Here is a 19,297-nt window from a genome sequence, read left to right on the forward strand (position 1 = left end):
AAAAGACCATGTTGAACAGACGTCAACATGATCTTTCTCCCGTAACAAGTCGAACTAGTCGTTGTCCTTGTCATCGTCTTTACTATCGGTTTCAGCAACTTGTTTGGCACTATCAGTTACCAAATCAACTGATTTTTCAATCGCAATGTCATGTTTCAACATGTCATCGGATAGTGCCCCACGGACGGCTTCTTCTTTCATTCCGTATTGTTCCGCAAGGTCTTTAACTTGTTGTGCTACTTCTTCATCGGTTGGTTCAATCTTTTCTGCCTTAACGATGGCTTCTAAGACTAAGCTCGTTTTAACCCGTTCTGGTGCTCCTGCTTCAAACTGTTTCTTCAAGTCATCTTGGCTGGTACCCGTCAACTTGAAGTACATGTCAGCAGAAATTCCTTGTTGTTGGATTCCAGCTAGATACTGATCCATTTGCCGTTGAATGTCTTCATCCAACATAGCTTGTGGAATGTCTTCAACCGTAGCGTTTTGAACGGCGGCCTTAATGGCATCATTTTGCACCGTATCGTGGGCGCTGGCTTCTTTTTGTTCCTTGAGTTCTTTTTTCGTCTTTTCTTTCAACTCGTCAAGGGTGTCAACGTCTTCATCAACGTCCTTAGCAAATTCATCGTCCAGTTTTGGTAATTGCTTTTCCTTAACTTCATGGACTTTCGTGTCAAAGATTGCTTCCTTACCAGCTAAATCCTTTTGTTGGTAATCAGCTGGGAACGTAACTTTAACTTGAACTTCATCGCCCGCCTTGTGACCAATTAGTTGGTCTTCAAAACCAGGGATAAAGGAACCAGATCCTAATTCTAAGGCGTAGTTATTTGCTTTTCCACCTTCAAAGTGGTCACCATCAACGGAGCCATCAAAATCAATGGTAACCGTATCGCCTTCTTTAGCCGGACGATCAACTAACACTAATTCGGCTTGGCTTTGCCGTAATGAATCTAACTTAGCGTCAACGTCCTTTTTGTAAACCCGGGTGTTTTGCTTGGGAACGGAAACGCCCTTGTACTGACCCAGCTTAACTTCTGGTTTTACACTTACTTCTGCTTTTAATACCCATGGTTTCCCTTTTTCCATTGATTCAACACTAATTTGAGGTTGACCAACAGCATCAATCCCGGCGTCAGCAACGGCTCCGGCATATGCTTCGGGAAGCACAATGTTTAAGGCATCTTGATATAAAGCTTCTTCACCGTACATTTGATCGAAAACTTGACGGGAAACTTTTCCTTTCCGAAATCCAGGAACGTTCAAGTTTTTCTTATTCTTTTGAAAGGCTTGGTCCAATCCTGATTTAATTTGATCAGGACCAATTTCGAACGTTAATTCACCTTTATTTGCTTCTTTTTTTTTCCACTCTGCCATTTATATTCCTCCAACATGAAAAAACGAACGTTTCTTCAAGTAATTAAGATACGTTCCTATTCTAACGTATCCATCCCTAAATGTAAACATTTACCACCAATATAAAAAGGCCGAAGACAATGTCTTCGACCCTTTTACGTAGGAACAATTAGTCGTCGATTTCAGTAACAGTACCGGCACCAACAGTGTGTCCACCTTCACGAATAGTGAACTTAGTTCCTTTTTCAATGGCAACTGGTTTCGTTAATTCAACGTGGAATGTAACGTTATCACCAGGCATAACCATTTCTTTGTCCTTGTCTAATTCAATTACACCAGTAACATCAGTGGTGTGGAAGTAGAATTGAGGACGGTAGTTTGAGAAGAATGGAGTGTGACGTCCACCTTCTTCTTTGGTCATGATGTACACTTCGGCAGTGAACTTTTCATGAGTCTTAACTGAACCAGGTGCAGCAAGAACTTGTCCACGAACAACTTGGTCACGGTTAACACCACGAAGTAAAGCACCAACGTTGTCCCCAGCTTCACCAAGGTCAAGCGTTTTACGGAACATTTCAAGTCCAGTAACCGTCGTCTTAACGATGTCAGGAACTAACCCAACGATTTCAACTTCGTCACCGACTTTAACAGTACCACGATCGATACGACCTGAAGCAACAGTACCACGACCAGTAATCGTAAATACGTCTTCAATTGGCATCAAGAATGGTTTGTCTTCTTCACGGTCTGGAGTTGGAATGTATTCATCAACAGTGTCCATCAACTTCATGATTTGGTCTTCAGCTTCTTTGTCACCGTTTAAGGCCTTCAAAGCAGAACCACGAATAACCGGAACATTGTCACCATCGTAACCATATTCTGATAATAGTTCACGAACTTCCATTTCGACTAAGTCGATCAGTTCGTCATCATCCACCATGTCAGTCTTGTTTAAGAAGACAATGATGTGGTCAACACCAACTTGTTTAGCTAACAAGATGTGTTCACGAGTTTGTGGCATTGGACCATCAGTTGCGGCAACAACTAAGATCGCACCATCCATTTGAGCAGCACCAGTAATCATGTTTTTAACATAATCGGCGTGTCCAGGAGCATCGATATGAGCGTAGTGACGCTTTTCAGTTTCGTATTCGATGTGGGCAGTATTAATAGTAATACCACGTTCTTTTTCTTCTGGAGCAGCATCGATATCAGAGAAGTCTTCGGCTTGTGCCAAACCTTTTTCTGACAATACTTTTGAAATTGCTGCAGTTAAAGTAGTCTTCCCGTGGTCAATATGGCCAATAGTACCAATATTAACGTGGGGCTTTGTTCTTTCGTAATGTTCTTTTGCCATTATGAAACCCTCCTATGATTTTCGTAAGATGTCCTTTGATAAACACCAAAGTATCTTTACACCTATTATACAACATTATAGGAAAAGATAAAGGGTATTCCCTCAAAGAATTCACTATCATATTATATCCACTGTGCCTTAATTTGTAAACACTTACGCTTCTTTTTCGCTAATTAATCCTGCCATTAATTTTTCAATTAACGTTAACCACTTGGTCACCGATGATGTGGCTGATTCGAGCGGCTCACCTTGGCTTTGCCGTTCCAACTGCTCTAACCATTGTTTTGGATCCGTAATGATGCGATCAATAAATGGGTACAAGTTTTGCAATTCAACCTGCATCAAGCTCATTAGCTGTGTCTGTTTAATTGGGTCTACTTGCCCATACTTCGTAGTAACTAACCGTTGTAGTTGTTCGTAAGCAGTTGTTTCGGTAACTTCTACTAACTGATCTGGCTGGACGGTGTAAGTTTGCTGGTCAATCCAGATAAATGACACCGGGGTCTTAATCCGTAACCGCATTAAGTTATTCAGCAATTGTAAGCGCCAAATTGGATACACATCGGGATCCCGGAGGTTAGTAACTGCTGCTGCTACGTAATTAGCCAACGGGAGATGTTCCGCCTGTGCAATGATGGCCTGTTGTTCTTGAGGAGTAAATGCTCCTAAGTGTTTAAACTGGCGTTCCCCCGCTTCGTCTAAATTCGTTCCCGTCGTTTCGGTGGCCTGGAGCTCGGTCCGTTCTGCTTCGGTTTGTACAGCTGGTAACTGCGCTAACAGAATGTGCAGTTCGACAAACCGCCGATCGGCTAGTAAGACTTCCGTTAACAACCCCAACTGCTGGGTCACGAAGAAAGCAAAATGTTCATCAACTAACCGATTGGCTTCGGTAATTTGGTGCTGACCGAGAAAACTATGCGCTAAGGGAGCTAACACAGCTTCATCGTCACTTTCATCATACAACCTAAGTAGCGTTGGTGTGGCGTCCGCGTAGTGACCAGCACTAACTTGAGCTTGAGCTGTTTGGAGTTGTTCTCGTTGTTGGTCGTTCATAACTGGTTCTCCTTTCGCTCCTAACCCGAAAAACAAGAAAAGAACTGGGCACGCCCAATTCTTAACGATTTATTTCTTCTTTTTGTTCTTAGAGCGCCGGTGGTGTTGGTTAACTTCCATGATTACCGGAAGAATCACTGGGCGCCGATCCGTTTTCTTGTATAAAAACGAGCTGAGCTTTTCACGCACATCCTGTTTTAAAAAGCCCCAATCAAAGTCCTTATTGTCAAGGTTGCTCCGCACCGCTTTTTCGACTACATCCGAAGCTTCATTAAGCAAGGCCTGGTTCGACTTTGCGTAAATAAACCCGCGCGAAGTAACCTTGGGTTTTTCGACAATCAGCTTCTTCTTTCGATCGATTGTCACCACCGCAATGAAGACCCCATCTTGGGCAAGCACACTTCGATCGCGCAACACAATGTTACCAATGTCGCCAACTCCGATTCCATCAATCATGGTATCGGAAGCGGGAACTGCTTGGGATAACTGCATTCCCTTTTCGTCAAACTCAATTACATCACCCTTGGCCGGAATGATTACCCGATCGGCAGGCATTCCAGTTGCATAAACGGCTTCCGCCGCTGCCTGAAGCTGACGATACTCCCCTTGCACCGGAATAAAGTAGTTTGGATGCGTCAAACTAGTCATCATTTGGATGTCACTTCGCGTTGCGTCACTAGCAAGGTTTAAGTTGTCACTAATGCTGGTTACCGTGGCATCATCTTGATAAATCAAGTCGCGGGTCCGAGCCCATTCGTTATCCATGGACCGGAATGGAGTTGTCGCTAGGAGCACTAAGTCCCCACTCTGAATTTGAACGCGTGGATTCCGTTGACTGGCCATGTCAGCTAAGGAACGCATTGCCTCGCCCGGTTGACCAATGTGCAAAATGATGACGTCCTCAGGCGCTAACTGATTTAACTCTTTTTCAGATTGAATAAAGAGGTTTGGATCTGGATTCTTCACTTTGTCAGTTGCAAGCGCCGTTTCTAAGATGGACTTTGACTTGTCATTTGCAAAGAAAATCTTTCGCCCTGTCGTTGCGGCGGCGTTGATAATTTCTTGTAGTCGGAGTAAGTGGTCCGCCAGACAGGTGACAATAATCCGACTGGCTTGAAAGTCAAACACATCGATTAGATAATCTTGAACCTGTTGTTCCTCGGCCACCGTTCCTTGATCCTCAGCATTTCGTGAGTCACACAGTAAGGCCAAGACTTTATGCTTTCCCACCGCTGCAATTGCAGAATAGTCGGCCCGGTATTCTGCAGGCACCGTTTGATCAAACTTGAAGTCTCCGGAATAAACCACACTCCCGAGCTTCGTTTGGATTGCAATTCCAACCGCATCCGGAATTGAGTGGGTTACGCCAAAGAAACTCACCGTCCCATCATCAAACACAATTTCGCTGCTGTCACTGATGATATGAAAGTCGTGAAAATGTTTCGCTTGCTTATTTTTAGCTACCAGTTGTTCGGCCAACTTAATGGTTAATTCGGTTCCAAACACGGGTACGTCAAATTCGCTCAGAAAATATGGTAACGAGCCAATTGAATCTAGTTGTCCCGAGGTTAAAAAGACTCCCACAATTTTGTCTTGATTTTCCCGTAAGTAGGTAAAATCAGGAATCACGTAGTCCACTCCCAGCATTTCATCCAGGGGAAACTTGGAGCCACAATCTAGGATAAAAATACTATTATTGTTAATTTCAACCGCAAAGAGATCCTTCCCCTCTTCACGCACTCCACCAAGTGGAATAATTTTGACGTTTTTTTTCATTATTTGTACACCTCAAATTACTAATTTCATTTCTTTTCAGAAGCACCAGCTTCTAGCCGTCCTTAGTCTAACTAGTAATCAGTGTAACATACTTAAAGAAAATTAGGCAGAAAAAAAGAGTTCCGCACCTAGTGCGCAACCCTTTTCTTGTCGAATCTTAACGACGAAGACCAAGACTCTTAATTAGTTCTCGGTAACTTTGAACGTCTTTCTTCCGTAGGTAACCAAGAAGGTTCCGACGGTGACCAATCTTCTTCATCAAGCCCCGTTGGGAATGAAAATCCTTCTTGTGGGTCTTCATGTGGTCGTTGATTTCGTTGATGTCAGCAGTTAAAACTGCAATTTGAACTTCCGTCGAACCAGTATCGCCATCGTGTTTAGCGTACTTGTTAATGATTTCCGTCTTTTGTTCCTTAGTTAAAGCCATCTTATTTTCCACCTTTCTATTTTCTCATCCCTTATTCTGAGTGTTACGTCAGTGACTCGTAAAACTAAGAATAAGTTCCAAACATCACTATACACTCTTTCGCAAGCTAAAACAACCCTGACATTAGTTAGTCAACGCGAGGTATTGCATTTATACTGGCTTTTTTGTATAATTAGGCTTGTTAAACTGTGAAATAGATGAGCTTATTTCACTAAGTGGAGGTGAATAAAACATGCCAGTTATTAAATCAGCAATCGAACGGATGAAAACCAACGAAATTGCACGGAAACGCAACGCTTCTGAAAAGAACGAAATGCGTAGTGCCATCAAAAAGTTTGAAAAAGCTAGCGTAAATAATGCTGAAGACATCGACAGCCTTTACAGAAAGGCAATCGCTGCCATTGACCACACTAAATCAAAAGGTTTGATCAAAGCTAACAACGCTAACCGGAAAAAAGCACACTTAGCTCGCGTTAAGAACGCTTTATAAACAAAAACACTTAGCAAACTTGCTAAGTGTTTTTTTTCGCCTTTGTCTGGCTAAAACGAATTGCAAACATTTCAAAGAGCAGCTCCGGATTAGCCGAGCTGCTTTTTAGTTGGTGCTCAATGGCAACCAACGCAAGGTATGCCTGTTCCAAATACTCCAGGGTAAACCGATTAAGCAACCGTTCGGCAAGTTTAATTCGATACGGATGGACCTTTAATTTCTGTGCCATCATACTCTGGCTCTGTCCTTGACCCCGTAAAACCTTGACCTGCAACAACAACCGAAATTGACCCTCCAAAATGGCATTAATTTTTAAAGGTTCCTCACGTTGGGTTACCAAATCGTTGTAAAACTGGATGGCTGCATTGGTTTTGCCGGCTAATAGATCGTTCACAAGTTCGAACACATTTTGCACCATGGACTTTGCGACCAACTGATCCACAACCGCCACGGTAATGGTTCGCTCATCCTGGCAAAAGAGCAGTAATTTCTGGAGTTCATTCATGATCTGGGCTAAGTCCCCCTGCGTTCGGGCTATCAACTCCGTGAGGGCATCAGGCTCAATTTGATACTGCTGTTTTTGGATAAACTGTTGTACAAACTGAGTTGTTTCTCGCTCAGAAACCGCGTTTAAATCAATGACGGTGGCACTTTTTTTGAGCTGCTTGGTCACCTTTTTTCGGTTATCAATTTTTTCGTAGGGAGCGAAAATCACCAACACCGTCTCTGCCGGTTGCGCCTGCAGGTACTTAATTAGCTCATCAACATCGTGCTTCACGCTCGCCTTTGGCTTGGCCCCCGTCAAAAACGTAGCGTTCTGCATAACAACCACCCGCCGGTCCCCAAAAAAAGGCACCGACCAGGCATCATTCAAAGCCACGGCTAGGGGCGTTTCCTCTAAATCATACGTAGCATAGTTCATCGTTCGTTCTGATTCTGGGATGAGCTGCTGCACTTGGTGCATAATTTGGCTTTCCCAATATTCATTTCTGCCCAGCACTAGATACACTGGCTGGGGCTTTTGACTAATTTGTTCAATTGCTTGGTTCACTGCCATGCTGGGTGTCCTTCCACTTTGTTTCAAATTTCGGTCGGAATTCAAACCAACCATACCGATACCGAATCATTCCGGCCGTCTGGGTACTGATTAGCCGAACATGATGTCGTTTCATGGTTACCAAGGTTTCCTGATTGGGATGCCCATAGCGGTTTTGCCGACCGGCGGAAATAATTCCCACCTGTGGCGCCAACTTTGCAATAAACCGATCATCAGAAGCCGTCTTGCTACCATGATGTCCTAATTTTAACACGTTCGCCCGAAGCTGCGGATCGTGCTGGAGAAGCTCCCGTTCCTCCGCTTTGGGTAAATCACCCGTGAATAACCACGTTTTCCCGCCCATCTGCCCCCAAAGAACCATTGAATCTTGATTTTCTCCTAACCCCGGATGATACGGATGGAGAATCTGGAGGTGGGTGCCGGGAACAATCTGACCAGCCTTAACTCCGATTAACTGGGTGTTGTGAAGCTCAGGACGAATTTTATGCATAAAATGCTGGTTGCGATCCATTCCCCACGGGATTAACACCCGTTTTACCTCCATGGTTTTTAAAAAACAGGTTAGATCCCCAATGTGGTCGGCATCCTGATGGCTCAAACAAAGATTATCAATCCGACTAATTCCCTGACTTTTTAAATAGGGAATCGTCATCGTTGGGGCCAGGTGGACCGTTGGTTGCCCCTGCCGGGCAAAAAAATTGGGTTTGCCCCCGGTATCAATTAGCGTCACGGTCCGATTGAGGGGTTCACGGACTAAGATACTATCACCCTGGCCAACGTCAAAGAAACTCACTTCACCATTCAGAGGATAATGAATGATTAAAAAACTCACCCCATAGAGTACCAAAAGCCAACCGAGGCGTTTCCACGTCCAATTTTCAATCAATAACAACGTCGTCCCCACTAACAACAGAACCAGAAACCACGGCGGTTGTCCGAACGGCAAAACGCCCGGCAGGCTGGCAACCTGATCGGTAACCTGAGTCAACCACCGCAACAATGGCTCCGTACCCCAAATCGGGACTTTGAAGATTAAATAGCACAGATAGTTGCTGATGATTAACGGAAAAATCCCAACCGTAAAGAACGGTACGACGACTAAATTAGCAATAATTGATAGCCAGTGCCACTCAAAGAAATAAGCTAACAACAGCGGCAGACTGACCAAGTTTAACATGACCGTTTTCAGCACGTTGGTAGTTTTCTGACAATAGAAAATGGTAAATGACAACAAAAAAGAGAGCTGAAAGCCAAGTTGACCAATCAGCCAGGGATTAACCACCACAAAGATCATCAGTGCAAATGCCCAATAATCAAGACCGCTGCGCGACCACTTCCCTAGCTTGGCCCAGTACCGTTGTTCAACCACTAGAATGACTCGAACTAGGCCAATGGCGCCGCCGGCCACCCCGGCATACAAAGGGAGCAATAACATCGCCCCGAGTTCTGCATGTGATTTGCGCATTCGAACCATCGTTGCTACAAAGAACCACAGGTTAAGTAATACATAAACATGTAACCCGGCAATACTAAATAAATGAATCAAATTTAACCGTTTAAACCCCGTGCTGGTAGCTTGAAAATCCGCAGTCCGCACCCCAAACAGGAGGCTTTGGACATACACACGTAACTGAGGTGGAAGTTGGTTGGTGCGGCGTAACTCCCGCGCCCGCCACTCATGAAACCAGGCCGCTATCGTTGGTGGGCGCACTTGCTGAACCACTGCAACTTTTGTGATCCGGAGATCCCCGCTAAGTCCGTGACCCCGGGCAAAGGACTGGGAATCAAAGGCGGCCCAGTTAGAAGCCGGTTGATTGGGCGTCAAGCTTCCCTGGACACGAAGCCGCACGCAATGATGCAAACGTTCTCCTTGATTAGTTAGCGGTTGCCCATGAAATGAGACCCGCTGGTGACTTTCCAACTGCCCGCTTCCGTGCATACTCGTCTTCGTATTAACCACTTGATCCGGCAGTACCAGTAATTCCCAAGTTTGAACCTGATTGCCTGCTTGGGCAATCGCACGTTCATTCACCTGAACAACGTGTTGGGCATGCCACCCCACGACAATTGGAATCACCATACTAATTAGATTTAAAATTAAAAACCGGCGGAGCTGGAGCCGCCACAGGCGAATTAACCACAACCCGGTCAGCAAACTGCCACTCCACCCGTCGACCAATAGCGTCCACAAAATGAGGGCCCATAACACAGCCGGAAAAACTCCAAAGTTTTGTCTAATCGTTACTCAATGGAAAGATAATCAGCAAAAGGTAGATCAGCAACCCGTTGGGGATCAAGAGTGATTTTTTTCACCTCAACGTTTTCTTGTTGTAATAGTTGTTCCGCATATTCATTATTATGATATTCACGTAGATAATTAATCTTTTTAATTCCCGCTTGCAATAACATCTTCGTACACTGCAAACAGGGAAAATCAGTTACATAAATTTCAGCGTGATCGGTGGATTCCCCAAACTTTGCACACTGCAATACGGCATTCATTTCAGCATGAATGGTCCGTTCACAATGCCCATTCACGAGGTAACAGCCCACTTCTGTACAGTGGTCAGCGCCAGACACCGAGCCATTGTAACCACAGGCAATTACCCGCTTATTGCGGACTAAGACCGCCCCCACTGACAACCGTTCACAAGTACTCCGACTGGAGATTAAAATTGCTTGCAGCATGAAATATTGATCCCATGGAATTCTCTTTTTAGCCATGTGCATTCTCCTCCCGATTAGAATGCTTTCAGTATAGCAGGAAAACTCCTAACGTGATACTTAAACCGTTAACGAACTTGCCAGCTGGGTAACCGTTTTCGCTCCAAAGCCCGGTACGTTTTTTAGATCGTCCACGGTTTTAAAATTCCCCGTTTGTTGCCGATAAGCCACAATTTTTTCGGCTTTTTTCGCCCCAATCCCGGAAACGCTTTGTAATTGGGTCGCATCCGCTTGATTTAAATTAACCTTCCGGTCGGCGGTCGGTCCCGCCGGTGTAGCGGACTGCTCGGTTGGACCCATCGGTGGTTTCTCTCCTTGGTTCGGAACGTAGAGAATTGATTGGTCAGTAGCCTTTTGAGCTAGGTTAACCTGGTTGGCATCCGCACTCGGTAAAAACCCGCCCGCTAACCGGACCACCTGATCAACCCGGGTATTGTCGGCAACAGTATAAACCCCGGGTTGCTTGACTGCCCCCTTCACGTCAACAACTACCCGATCAGGCGCCTTGGTTTTAGAACTCGAACTAGCCCTAGCCTTGGGTTGGTTCGGTTTTGTGGTGGCGGGTTCGGGAGCTTGAGCGGCTTTCACTGCCACTGGTGGTTCTGCTGCTGACTGGAACAGCCAAACACCCCCAATTCCAATGATTGCCAGACTGATCAACCCTCCAATTAGGGCAATTTTCCACTTAACTGCTAATGCTTCCCAACTTGTTCTGATCCTTTCCATTGTTCCACCCCTTTCTCCTCGTTAAATACGCAAAAAAGCTGAATTCCAATTATGGAATTCAGCTTTTAATTTATTGATGCGTCTTTAAATAGTTTAAGGCTTGATCAAATGAGGTAACGGGAACCACCTTCATCCCCGGTGCATACTTTTTCGCCGTTGCTTTAGCCACCTGGTAATTCGTTTGGTGTCCCGGCTCGAGCGCTAAATTAGTTTTGGTTGGTTTAACGTAGGGACAGAAGAAGACCTGGGCCCCACTCTTGTGAGCCGCAATGATTTTCTTATCTACGCCCCCAATCTCACCAACTTGACCATCACTGGTAATTGTTCCCGTTCCGGCGATTTTTTTCAGCTGATACCGTTGCTGGGTTAACTGACTGTAAACCTGCAAGGCAAACATTAGTCCCCCAGAGGGTCCGCCAATTTGGCCGGGATCGATGTGGGCCTTCGGATCGGTTTTAATCGTCATGTCATCGATCATGGTAATTCCAATCCCATTGAATCCCTTTACAATGTCATGCTTATGACCAGAAACCATCATTTGCCGCCCGTCCCGCTTAAACATAATCTTAAGCGGTGCGTTTTTGGGCAGGCTTTTAATGTAATTTACGTATTCCGTACTTTTGGTTAGCTGCTGGCCGTTAATCGATTCGATCAGATCAGCGGGGCGCAGGCGATTTTTAAAGTCGGACTGGGGGAAAACGTTAAGAATGTAAACACCATGATACTGCTTTGTTACCGGTCGGTTAGCGTGTTGGAAGCCAACGGTAATCGCATTATTAATGGCACTTTGCATGTAGACCTTCTGCACGTTGTTAAAATCAGCGTTATTTTGTCCCCCGGTCACATCATTCGTTTTTTGAATGTCAATGTGCGGATCAAACAAGCGGTGCACGTAAGAAACGGGCCGCGCCGGAGCGATTGAAACCGCCGTGATCATAAATTCATTCTGTTTGAGGGGTTGTTTTCCCTGAATCTTCACCATCGGTTGAATGTTCACGGCCTCACCGGGAGCTTCCACAACTCGGTTAAGGGGCCAAAAAAAGAACCACAGGATCGCAATTAATAACGCCGCCACTAAAAACGCTAGGCTGGTTTTACGATTTTTTTGCCAAAATTTACGCATGGTTACTCCTTTCTTGTAAAGCACGGGCTACGGGCGCCGGAACGAACTTACTGACGTCGCCTCCAAAGGCATTAATTTCTTTAACCATTGAAGAAGAAATTAACTCGTAATCCCGATTCGCAAATAATAAAATTGTTTCAATTTGTTCATCCAATAATCCGTTTAAATTAGCAATTTCTTGCTCGTACACAAAATCGCGGGAATCGCGCGTTCCCCGCACCACGATATTAGTATGTTGCGACTTTACGAATTCAGCGGTCAAACCACTATAACTAGTTACCTCAACGTTATCTAGTTCCTGGGTACTGGCTTGAATCAGCTGAATGCGTTCTGCCACCGAAAAGAGGCTTTGCTTACTGGGATTAGTCCCAATCGCAACAATCACATGATCAAAAATCGCGCTAGCCCGCTTAATAATATTCAAATGACCATTCGTCAGCGGATCAAAACTCCCCGGATAAACGGCTGTTTTCATGTGGTTTCCTCTTTTCCTTGATAAATTGAAATCATGGTTAACCCGTAATCCTTTTGCCGCAGCAATTGATAGTGGGGTTGGGCCCCTAACTCGGCCGTGTGGTCGGTTTCACAGATCACTAATCCCCGTGGTTTCAAGAGTTGCAGTTTTTGAATTTCTGCCAACTGCTTGACCATTTGTTGGGCGGCGTACGGCGGATCAAGAAAAATGATCTCGAACTGCTCATGCTGCTCCGCTAGTCTAGTTAATGCCCGCTCTGCAGGCATCTTCCAAACCACTACTTCCTGATCTGGTTTAGTTACCATGGTTGCATTCTTTTTAATGGTTTTCACCGCCGCAAACTGACGATCAACTAGGACCGCTCGCTGCATCCCCCGGGAAAGGGCCTCTAAGGCCACCGCTCCCGAGCCTGCAAATAAATCTAAAAAACTGCCCCCTGTAAAATAGGGACCAATCATATTAAACAACGATTCGCGCACCTTATCCGTGGTAGGACGAGTTTTCGTCCCCGGCACAGGTTGCAGCTTTCGTCCCCCGTAGGTTCCTGAAATAATTCGCATGCCGCTTAGTCCCCCTCAGCTGCTTCGTTTAAAGCCGCAAACTGGTGGGCTAACGTTTGGGTGGGAGCCACCTCTACTTTTTTCACCATCCGTAGTTGGTTTAAGTTCTGGATGCTTTTACTCGTTTCGGCTTGATTGACAAACAAAATGGCATACCGCATCCGCCGCGAAACGTAGCGCACATCTCCAAAGCGGTGCAACTGCTTGGCCTGTTTAACCGAAAAAAGCGATACTAATAACTCTGTGCGTGCTTCCATGGCATCGTCTCTCCTTACTGTCGCGGAATTTGAATTCCTGGTTGGCGTTGTGAGCTAAGTTGGCGTTCTTTGCTACTAATCTTCATTACCAATCCTAAACACAGGCTCAACGTGATCATGCTAGAACCACCGTAACTAATAAACGGTAGGGTTACTCCGGTCAACGGCACAAAGCCCACCGCGCCCCCAGCGTTAAACAACGTCTGAATCGTCAGGTAGGCCGCAGTTCCGTAGCATACCGAACTAAAGTACAGGTTGGTGGTCCGAAAGCCAATGTCAATCGTGCGGACAATGAGGATACACAATAAGGCAAGAATCAGCACCACCCCGACTAATCCGAGTTCTTCAGAGATAATCGGCAAGATAAAATCGGTATTCGGTTCCGCAAGGTAGCCCATCTTTTGAATGGAATTTCCTAGTCCACGACCAAAAATCCCCCCATTACTAATCGCATAGTAAGAATTAATTAGTTGTTGCCCGGAGGTCTGGGCATGCAGGAACGGATCGGCAAACGACACAAACCGTTGCAGTTTGTAGTTCTGACTGTTACTAACAAAGTGGGCAATGACTCCACTTCCGATGTGAATCAAAAACAGGGGCAGAATCAAGACCAACCCGACAATCCAGGGCACTAATTTGCTAGCGGTACTAGCCGCTAAGAACATTACCAGGATGATAAACAGGTTAATCGCAAACCCTCCGGTATCCGGTTGGAATAAAATTAACAATAAGCACAGTGCTGGAACTATTAGTGGAGTGAAATTATGGAACGTGGCCCGTAAAATACCCTCCTGCGTAATCAACCGGGAGCGTTTATTAAACATGTTAGCAAAGTAAATAATAAAGTAAAATTTGCACAATTCTGCCGGTTGCAACTTAATAAAGCCCAAACTAAGCCATCCTGCAGCTCCGTTAACTTTCGTTCCAAAAAACTTCACATAGACTAAGAGCACTAGCAACGTAATTTCTAAAATCCCTAGGAAAAAGGGTTTTTGAAAGACAGCAAACCGCATTCGATACACCAGGACCAGTAGCAATAAACTAATCCCCACAAACGCTGCTTGCTTTACCAGGTAATCAGGAGCAAAGCCTCCGTGGGTTAACCCAATCCCCGCACTAGCAGAGTACACCATCACAATCCCAATTCCGCATAACAGCAGGTATGGGAAAAATAAATACCAATCCAAACCCTTGATAAACTTTTTCATTCCACATTCTCCGGCTTTCTTTTTGCTTCAGTATGTCCATTGTACTATAAACTACTTCAGTTTCAGCAATCAAGCCATCCTGCAGCTCCAAATTTTTCCAAAGAAAAAGAACCACTATCACAGTGGCTCTTGTTCATTCTAATTAACGGTTGTTTTTCCGCTTCTTGGCGGCCTTTTCCCGTTCGTTAGTATTCAAAATCCGTTTCCGGAGCCGAACATGTTCCGGCGTAACCTCACATAGTTCATCACTATTCAAGAATTCCAAGGATTCTTCAAGTGTTAAATGAACGGGGGCTTTAACCTTCGCAATGTCTTCAGATCCAGCGGCCCGGACGTTCGTTTGGTTCCGACCCCGCGTGATGTTAACCGAGATATCATTATCCCGGGCATTTTCACCCACAATCATTCCTTCGTAAACTTCCGTTCCTGGATCAGTAAAGATCTTACCCCGGTCCTGAACCGCCATAATGGCGTAGGTAGTTACTTTTCCAGTGTTAATTGAAACCAAGGTTCCGTTCCGACGACCGGGATCCCAGTTCTTCACTACCGGCGCGTACTTGTCAAAACTGTGGTTCATAATTCCGTATCCGTGGGTTAGCGATAAGAATTGGGTAGAGTACCCAATCAAACCACGCGAAGGAACTAAGAAACTCAAGCGCGTTTGGCCGTTTCCAACGCTTTCCATGTTTTGCATTTCCCCTTTTCGTTGGGAAAGGGTATCAATAATGGAACCGGAGTATTCTTCAGGCGTATCAATTTGCACTGATTCGTATGGTTCACACTTTACGCCATCAATTTCCTTGTAAATTACTTCGGGACGCGAAACTTGGAGTTCGTAACCTTCCCGTCGTAACGTTTCAATTAAAATTGATAAGTGGAGTTCCCCACGACCAGACACTAACCAAGCTCCGGGATCGTCAGTTTCTTCAACCCGCAACGAAACGTCAGTGTGCAATTCGCGTTCCAACCGATCAATCAACTGCCGAGCCGTAACAAACTTCCCGTCTTTCCCTACAAATGGCGACGTGTTGGTTCCAAACGTCATTTGCATGGTTGGTTCATCAATCCGCAGAATTGGAAGTGGTTCCAAGGTGTTTGGATCTACGACCGTTTCTCCGACGTTAATGTCTTCCATTCCGGATACGGCAATTAAATCTCCGGCCTTCGCTTCCGTAATTTCAACCTTGTTCAAACCAACAAAGCCCATGATTTTGGTTACCCGGAATTTTTGTTGGGAACCATCGAGCTTCATTACCACTACGCTGTCCCCGACTTTGATGGTACCCCGAAAGACCCGACCAATTCCGATTCGACCAACGAAGTCATCGTAATCCAGCATGGCAACTTGAAATTGCAGTGGATCGTCAGAGTTATCGATGGGCGCAGGAATGTTTTCGAGAATCGTATCAAACACTGGTTTCATCGTGTGTTCCTGCGTATCAATGTCTGGATCGAAACTGGAAGTTCCGTTCATGGCAGATGCGTAAACAACTGGGAAGTCTAATTGACTTTCGTCAGCTCCTAATTCGATGAACAGGTCCAGCACTTCATCGACCACTTCTTCAGGCCGAGCACCGGGCTTATCAATTTTGTTAATCACCACGATTGGAGTTAGGTGCTGATCTAAAGCTTTCTTCAGCACAAACCGCGTTTGGGGCATCGTTCCTTCAGCGGCATCCACCACCAGCAAAACTCCGTCAACCATCCGCATGATTCGTTCTACTTCTCCACCGAAATCGGCGTGTCCAGGAGTATCCAAGATGTTAATTTGTTTGCCATCGTACTTAACGGCCGTGTTCTTGGACAAAATGGTGATTCCCCGTTCCCGTTCAATGGGGTTCGTATCCATGGCCCGGTCTTGAATTTGTTCGTGACCATTTAACGTGTCAGATTGCTTTAAAAGCTCGTTCACCAGGGTCGTTTTCCCGTGGTCAACGTGCGCAATAATCGCAATATTTCTAATGTCATCTCTTGTTTTCAAAAGTAGTTCCTCCTCCAAAGCAGTAAAAAAGCGAGAACTCAATTCAATCGTAACTTCAGATAAAAGGCCGTGACACTGTCACAGCCTCCGTGCATCCCTTATTAACAATGTCAAAATCGGTTGGTGCTCTTCTATTCGCTGTTAAAACTTTTTTTAATCTTAACACAAACCGGCACATGCAGTCAAACTAGTTGAGTTTAATAAACTTGGCCGTCGGCTGAGCTGCAGCGGCCTGTAATACGGCATAAATATCGAACCCCGATGACCGTTCAAACTCACGCCGCAACTGGTTTTGTTCCGTCCGGGCTGGATTAATGGTTTGAAAGTCGGAATAACTTGCCATTAAATCCGTCCGTAAGACCCCCTGGGGTTGTTCATAAGCCCGTTCAATGTTTCGGAAAAACTCGGTGACGGCGACCAACTCAGAGACCGACCAGTCCGCCACAATCGGGTAACTATAGGTTGGCTTAGCTTTCTGTTTCATGATGACTTCCCTTTTTAATTTGTTGAATGATATCCATTGCCCAAGTTTGGGCGGCCGTAATGTCTGCGACCTCTGTCTCTGATAACTTTAAATCAAACTCGTGCGATAAGCCACCCTGATTAATAATCTTTGGCATGAGGTTTAACTCTAACTGATCACTTTTCTTGGTCAGACTAACCACGGAATATAATTCTGATTGCCAACCCAATAAGCAGCGTAACACCTTAAGCAGTGCTTGAATTTGGAGCGTCGGATTCACCACCAGCTCCGGATCGGAAACGAGTTGTTGGACCTTGCCAATCAGTTCCGTATCGTAGTTATTGTCAGGGCGCGCAACGTATGAAAGTAACGGCATCGCCCCAATGTAAATGCGATTCCACGGTACCACACATCGAGTATTCAACCCACAAACACTCACGTTAATGTCTTCGTTGGCAACCTTAAAGTTCCGAATCAACTGTTCACGCAGGGTTAAGCACACCGGAACGTTTCCCACTCCCATAAGCTTACTTACGTCTAATCCGGAAAACGCCGCGATAAAGTACAAAAACACCTCATCATGGGGCGCATCCACCACAATTTTCCCCTGAAATGCCCGCCCCATCAGATCATTAATCAACGGACGCATCCGATCGATGGCGGGGGCAATCTGTGCGGCCACTTGTTCTGCTGCAGAGTCCGTTGCTTGGTAAAACTCAACCGCCGGAAGGTACACCAACGCAGCTACATTACGTAAATCTTCATCGGGAGCCAGTTCGCGCACACTGAAGTGGCGACAAGCCTGATCAACCATTGGGATGGTTGCCATGTCAGCTTCATCCTGTAAAAACGTTACCGGTAGATCCAAAATGGCTAACGCAGCCGTCAGTTGCTGCACCCGCTCAGGATCTCCCTTAATTAAGATTTGGGCTTGCACGGTTTTCATCTCCTAAAATTTAGCTTGAAATTAAGTTTCTAAGTCAGTAATAACCTAACATTAAGTTAAGATTTTGCAAAGTTTTGCCAAACCTAATTAACAGTCCCTGATTTACAACTGCCGGCTTGATGCCATATAATAATTAGATGATACTGACAACGAATGGAGGCAACATCGTGTTTTTAATGAAAGATATCACCCGAGATGGAAATCCAGTGCTGCGCAAACAAGCACAACCGGTCCAATTTCCCCTTAGTGACGAAGATCGGGAACTCGGCGAAAAAATGATGGAATATTTAGAGGTCAGTCAAGACGAGGCGCTCTGCAAAAAGTATCACCTGCGCGCTGGCGTCGGATTGGCGGCCCCGCAAGTCGGAGTTTCCAAATTAATGGCCGCCGTCCTCACTCCCCCAGAAGCAGAAGACGAACCATCCCCGTTTAAAGCGATTCTCATTAATCCCGTCATCGTTTCTAACTCCGTCCAACCAGCGGCGCTGACGGTCGGAGAAGGTTGTCTGTCCGTCGATAAAGACGTGCCAGGCTACGTACCACGTTCCGACCGGATTACGGTTGAGTATCAAGACTTAAAGGGGGAAAAACACCGGGTTCGGTTAAAGCACTACCCAGCCATCATCGTGCAGCATGAAATCGACCATCTGCATGGCACCCTTTTTTACGATCACATCAACAAACAGGACCCTTTTGCACGAGAACCCAACGAAATTTTCATCGACTAATTACAAAGAGCACCCGGTCCTTTGACCGGGTGCTCTTTTAGTCATCTAAGCGTTCTAGATCAGTTACATACTCCTGAGTCGCGCGATTGGCAACGTCCGCGACGTCAAAATATAATTGTTGCTGTTGAATCCAAGCATCAGTTACAACCAACCGGGGCGCCCCGGTTTCTGTCACAAAGTGATCATCATGAACTTGTTGGCAAAGCACCTGATTTAATTGCGATAACACTGCCGTGGTAGACAACTGGGACTCCAACTGACAGCGATATTCAAAAACCATGATGCCCCGGCCCCAGACTGCATCAAGAATCCGGGCCTGATTGATTTTTCCAACCAAGGGTGTACCCTGCGCCGTTTGCAAGTGCGCCACGGCGCGCTCTACCTCCTGATTCACCCCCCGTTGCACCTCCAATTGGTGCCGTTGATTGGGAACGGTTACTAAAAAATGATGCAGGACGTTATAGATTAATAACGCCACTCCAATTCCAATGACTAATTCGATTCCAAACTGCATGCGTGTTTCCCCTCCTCAGCTGGGTTGGCTTTATTCTACCAGAAAACGCTCCATATATACTTGCATCTTAATCTATGATAAA

20 protein-coding genes are annotated in these 19,297 nt (G+C 45.6%); 2 read left to right on the forward strand and 18 right to left on the reverse strand.

The features are described 5' to 3' along the window. Positions 1 to 54: 54 nt before the first annotated feature. The 5 genes from tig to rpsO all read right to left on the reverse strand — a co-directional run bounded on the left by tig (position 55) and on the right by rpsO (position 5,963). Positions 55 to 1,371, reverse strand: coding sequence for a trigger factor (tig, locus tag M3M35_RS02125; RefSeq protein ID WP_252750378.1), 1,317 nt, complete (start codon positions 1,369 to 1,371; stop codon positions 55 to 57). A 148-nt stretch (positions 1,372 to 1,519) separates the two neighbouring features. After that, on the reverse strand, positions 1,520 to 2,707 hold the full coding sequence (gene tuf, locus M3M35_RS02130) for an elongation factor Tu (RefSeq protein WP_252750379.1): 1,188 nt from the start codon (positions 2,705 to 2,707) through the stop codon (positions 1,520 to 1,522). Positions 2,708 to 2,860: 153 nt separating this feature from the next. After that, positions 2,861 to 3,760, reverse strand: a complete 900-nt coding sequence (locus M3M35_RS02135; RefSeq protein WP_252750380.1) for a hypothetical protein — start codon at positions 3,758 to 3,760, stop codon at positions 2,861 to 2,863. Between the two features lie 69 nt (positions 3,761 to 3,829). Continuing rightward, the gene (locus M3M35_RS02140) at positions 3,830 to 5,536 is read right to left on the reverse strand and encodes a ribonuclease J (protein WP_252750381.1); all 1,707 of its coding nucleotides are present in this window, start codon (positions 5,534 to 5,536) and stop codon (positions 3,830 to 3,832) included. A gap of 157 nt (positions 5,537 to 5,693) precedes the next feature. Continuing rightward, a complete protein-coding gene (gene rpsO / locus M3M35_RS02145; protein WP_252750382.1) occupies positions 5,694 to 5,963 on the reverse strand; it encodes a 30S ribosomal protein S15 in 270 nt (89 codons plus the stop codon). 232 nt (positions 5,964 to 6,195) lie between these two features. On the opposite strand from rpsO, the gene rpsT reads away from it, so the two are divergent. Then, a complete protein-coding gene (rpsT, locus tag M3M35_RS02150; protein ID WP_252750383.1) occupies positions 6,196 to 6,453 on the forward strand; it encodes a 30S ribosomal protein S20 in 258 nt (85 codons plus the stop codon). 22 nt (positions 6,454 to 6,475) lie between these two features. On the opposite strand, the gene holA is transcribed toward rpsT, so the two are convergent. The 12 genes from holA to M3M35_RS02210 all read right to left on the reverse strand — a co-directional run bounded on the left by holA (position 6,476) and on the right by M3M35_RS02210 (position 17,973). Then, the gene (holA, locus tag M3M35_RS02155; protein ID WP_252750384.1) at positions 6,476 to 7,510 is read right to left on the reverse strand and encodes a DNA polymerase III subunit delta; all 1,035 of its coding nucleotides are present in this window, start codon (positions 7,508 to 7,510) and stop codon (positions 6,476 to 6,478) included. Next, positions 7,488 to 9,701, reverse strand: a complete 2,214-nt coding sequence (locus M3M35_RS02160; RefSeq protein ID WP_252750385.1) for a DNA internalization-related competence protein ComEC/Rec2 — start codon at positions 9,699 to 9,701, stop codon at positions 7,488 to 7,490. Before M3M35_RS02160 ends, holA begins: the two co-directional genes overlap by 23 nt. A gap of 50 nt (positions 9,702 to 9,751) precedes the next feature. Beyond that, the gene (locus tag M3M35_RS02165; RefSeq protein ID WP_252750386.1) at positions 9,752 to 10,234 is read right to left on the reverse strand and encodes a ComE operon protein 2; all 483 of its coding nucleotides are present in this window, start codon (positions 10,232 to 10,234) and stop codon (positions 9,752 to 9,754) included. A gap of 60 nt (positions 10,235 to 10,294) precedes the next feature. Beyond that, on the reverse strand, positions 10,295 to 10,960 hold the full coding sequence (locus tag M3M35_RS02170) for a helix-hairpin-helix domain-containing protein (RefSeq protein ID WP_252750387.1): 666 nt from the start codon (positions 10,958 to 10,960) through the stop codon (positions 10,295 to 10,297). Between the two features lie 70 nt (positions 10,961 to 11,030). Beyond that, positions 11,031 to 12,083, reverse strand: a complete 1,053-nt coding sequence (locus M3M35_RS02175) for a SepM family pheromone-processing serine protease (protein WP_252750388.1) — start codon at positions 12,081 to 12,083, stop codon at positions 11,031 to 11,033. Further along, the gene (gene coaD / locus M3M35_RS02180) at positions 12,076 to 12,558 is read right to left on the reverse strand and encodes a pantetheine-phosphate adenylyltransferase (RefSeq protein WP_252750389.1); all 483 of its coding nucleotides are present in this window, start codon (positions 12,556 to 12,558) and stop codon (positions 12,076 to 12,078) included. Before coaD ends, M3M35_RS02175 begins: the two co-directional genes overlap by 8 nt. Beyond that, on the reverse strand, positions 12,555 to 13,118 hold the full coding sequence (rsmD, locus tag M3M35_RS02185; protein ID WP_252750390.1) for a 16S rRNA (guanine(966)-N(2))-methyltransferase RsmD: 564 nt from the start codon (positions 13,116 to 13,118) through the stop codon (positions 12,555 to 12,557). Before rsmD ends, coaD begins: the two co-directional genes overlap by 4 nt. A gap of 5 nt (positions 13,119 to 13,123) precedes the next feature. Then, entirely contained in the window at positions 13,124 to 13,375 is a 252-nt protein-coding gene (locus M3M35_RS02190) for a YlbG family protein (protein ID WP_252750391.1), read from the reverse strand. 14 nt (positions 13,376 to 13,389) lie between these two features. Continuing rightward, positions 13,390 to 14,583 carry an FtsW/RodA/SpoVE family cell cycle protein gene (locus M3M35_RS02195; RefSeq protein ID WP_252750392.1) on the reverse strand — a complete coding sequence of 398 codons (1,194 nt, stop codon included), beginning with the start codon at positions 14,581 to 14,583 and terminating at the stop codon, positions 13,390 to 13,392. Between the two features lie 142 nt (positions 14,584 to 14,725). Then, positions 14,726 to 16,564: a translational GTPase TypA gene (typA, locus tag M3M35_RS02200; protein WP_252750393.1), complete on the reverse strand. Its 1,839-nt coding sequence runs from the start codon at positions 16,562 to 16,564 to the stop codon at positions 14,726 to 14,728. Between the two features lie 187 nt (positions 16,565 to 16,751). Continuing rightward, positions 16,752 to 17,048: a UPF0223 family protein gene (locus M3M35_RS02205; protein ID WP_252750394.1), complete on the reverse strand. Its 297-nt coding sequence runs from the start codon at positions 17,046 to 17,048 to the stop codon at positions 16,752 to 16,754. Further along, entirely contained in the window at positions 17,032 to 17,973 is a 942-nt protein-coding gene (locus tag M3M35_RS02210) for a lactate dehydrogenase (protein ID WP_252750395.1), read from the reverse strand. Before M3M35_RS02210 ends, M3M35_RS02205 begins: the two co-directional genes overlap by 17 nt. Before the next feature lie 167 nt (positions 17,974 to 18,140). Here M3M35_RS02210 and def point away from each other — a divergent pair, with 167 nt between their 5' ends. Next, positions 18,141 to 18,701 carry a peptide deformylase gene (gene def / locus M3M35_RS02215; RefSeq protein WP_252750396.1) on the forward strand — a complete coding sequence of 187 codons (561 nt, stop codon included), beginning with the start codon at positions 18,141 to 18,143 and terminating at the stop codon, positions 18,699 to 18,701. 37 nt (positions 18,702 to 18,738) lie between these two features. Here def and M3M35_RS02220 read toward each other — a convergent pair whose 3' ends face one another. Then, positions 18,739 to 19,215, reverse strand: a complete 477-nt coding sequence (locus M3M35_RS02220) for a hypothetical protein (RefSeq protein WP_252750397.1) — start codon at positions 19,213 to 19,215, stop codon at positions 18,739 to 18,741. Positions 19,216 to 19,297 lie beyond the last annotated feature (82 nt).

Origin of the sequence: Fructilactobacillus myrtifloralis (assembly GCF_024029335.1) — a bacterium.
Lineage (GTDB): Bacteria > Bacillota > Bacilli > Lactobacillales > Lactobacillaceae > Fructilactobacillus > Fructilactobacillus myrtifloralis.

Coding starts and splice junctions, on each gene's coding strand:
- tig (WP_252750378.1), bottom strand. CDS start 1,371: ATGGCAGAGTGGAAAAAAAAAGAAGCAAATAAAGGTGAATTAACGTTC.
- M3M35_RS02190 (WP_252750391.1), bottom strand. CDS start 13,375: ATGGAAGCACGCACAGAGTTATTAGTATCGCTTTTTTCGGTTAAACAG.
- rsmD (WP_252750390.1), bottom strand. CDS start 13,118: ATGCGAATTATTTCAGGAACCTACGGGGGACGAAAGCTGCAACCTGTG.
- M3M35_RS02205 (WP_252750394.1), bottom strand. CDS start 17,048: ATGAAACAGAAAGCTAAGCCAACCTATAGTTACCCGATTGTGGCGGAC.
- M3M35_RS02135 (WP_252750380.1), bottom strand. CDS start 3,760: ATGAACGACCAACAACGAGAACAACTCCAAACAGCTCAAGCTCAAGTT.
- coaD (WP_252750389.1), bottom strand. CDS start 12,558: ATGAAAACAGCCGTTTATCCGGGGAGTTTTGATCCGCTGACGAATGGT.
- rpsO (WP_252750382.1), bottom strand. CDS start 5,963: ATGGCTTTAACTAAGGAACAAAAGACGGAAATCATTAACAAGTACGCT.
- M3M35_RS02140 (WP_252750381.1), bottom strand. CDS start 5,536: ATGAAAAAAAACGTCAAAATTATTCCACTTGGTGGAGTGCGTGAAGAG.
- M3M35_RS02170 (WP_252750387.1), bottom strand. CDS start 10,960: ATGGAAAGGATCAGAACAAGTTGGGAAGCATTAGCAGTTAAGTGGAAA.
- M3M35_RS02175 (WP_252750388.1), bottom strand. CDS start 12,083: ATGCGTAAATTTTGGCAAAAAAATCGTAAAACCAGCCTAGCGTTTTTA.
- M3M35_RS02210 (WP_252750395.1), bottom strand. CDS start 17,973: ATGAAAACCGTGCAAGCCCAAATCTTAATTAAGGGAGATCCTGAGCGG.
- holA (WP_252750384.1), bottom strand. CDS start 7,510: ATGGCAGTGAACCAAGCAATTGAACAAATTAGTCAAAAGCCCCAGCCA.
- tuf (WP_252750379.1), bottom strand. CDS start 2,707: ATGGCAAAAGAACATTACGAAAGAACAAAGCCCCACGTTAATATTGGT.
- rpsT (WP_252750383.1), top strand. CDS start 6,196: ATGCCAGTTATTAAATCAGCAATCGAACGGATGAAAACCAACGAAATT.
- M3M35_RS02195 (WP_252750392.1), bottom strand. CDS start 14,583: ATGAAAAAGTTTATCAAGGGTTTGGATTGGTATTTATTTTTCCCATAC.
- M3M35_RS02220 (WP_252750397.1), bottom strand. CDS start 19,215: ATGCAGTTTGGAATCGAATTAGTCATTGGAATTGGAGTGGCGTTATTA.
- M3M35_RS02165 (WP_252750386.1), bottom strand. CDS start 10,234: ATGGCTAAAAAGAGAATTCCATGGGATCAATATTTCATGCTGCAAGCA.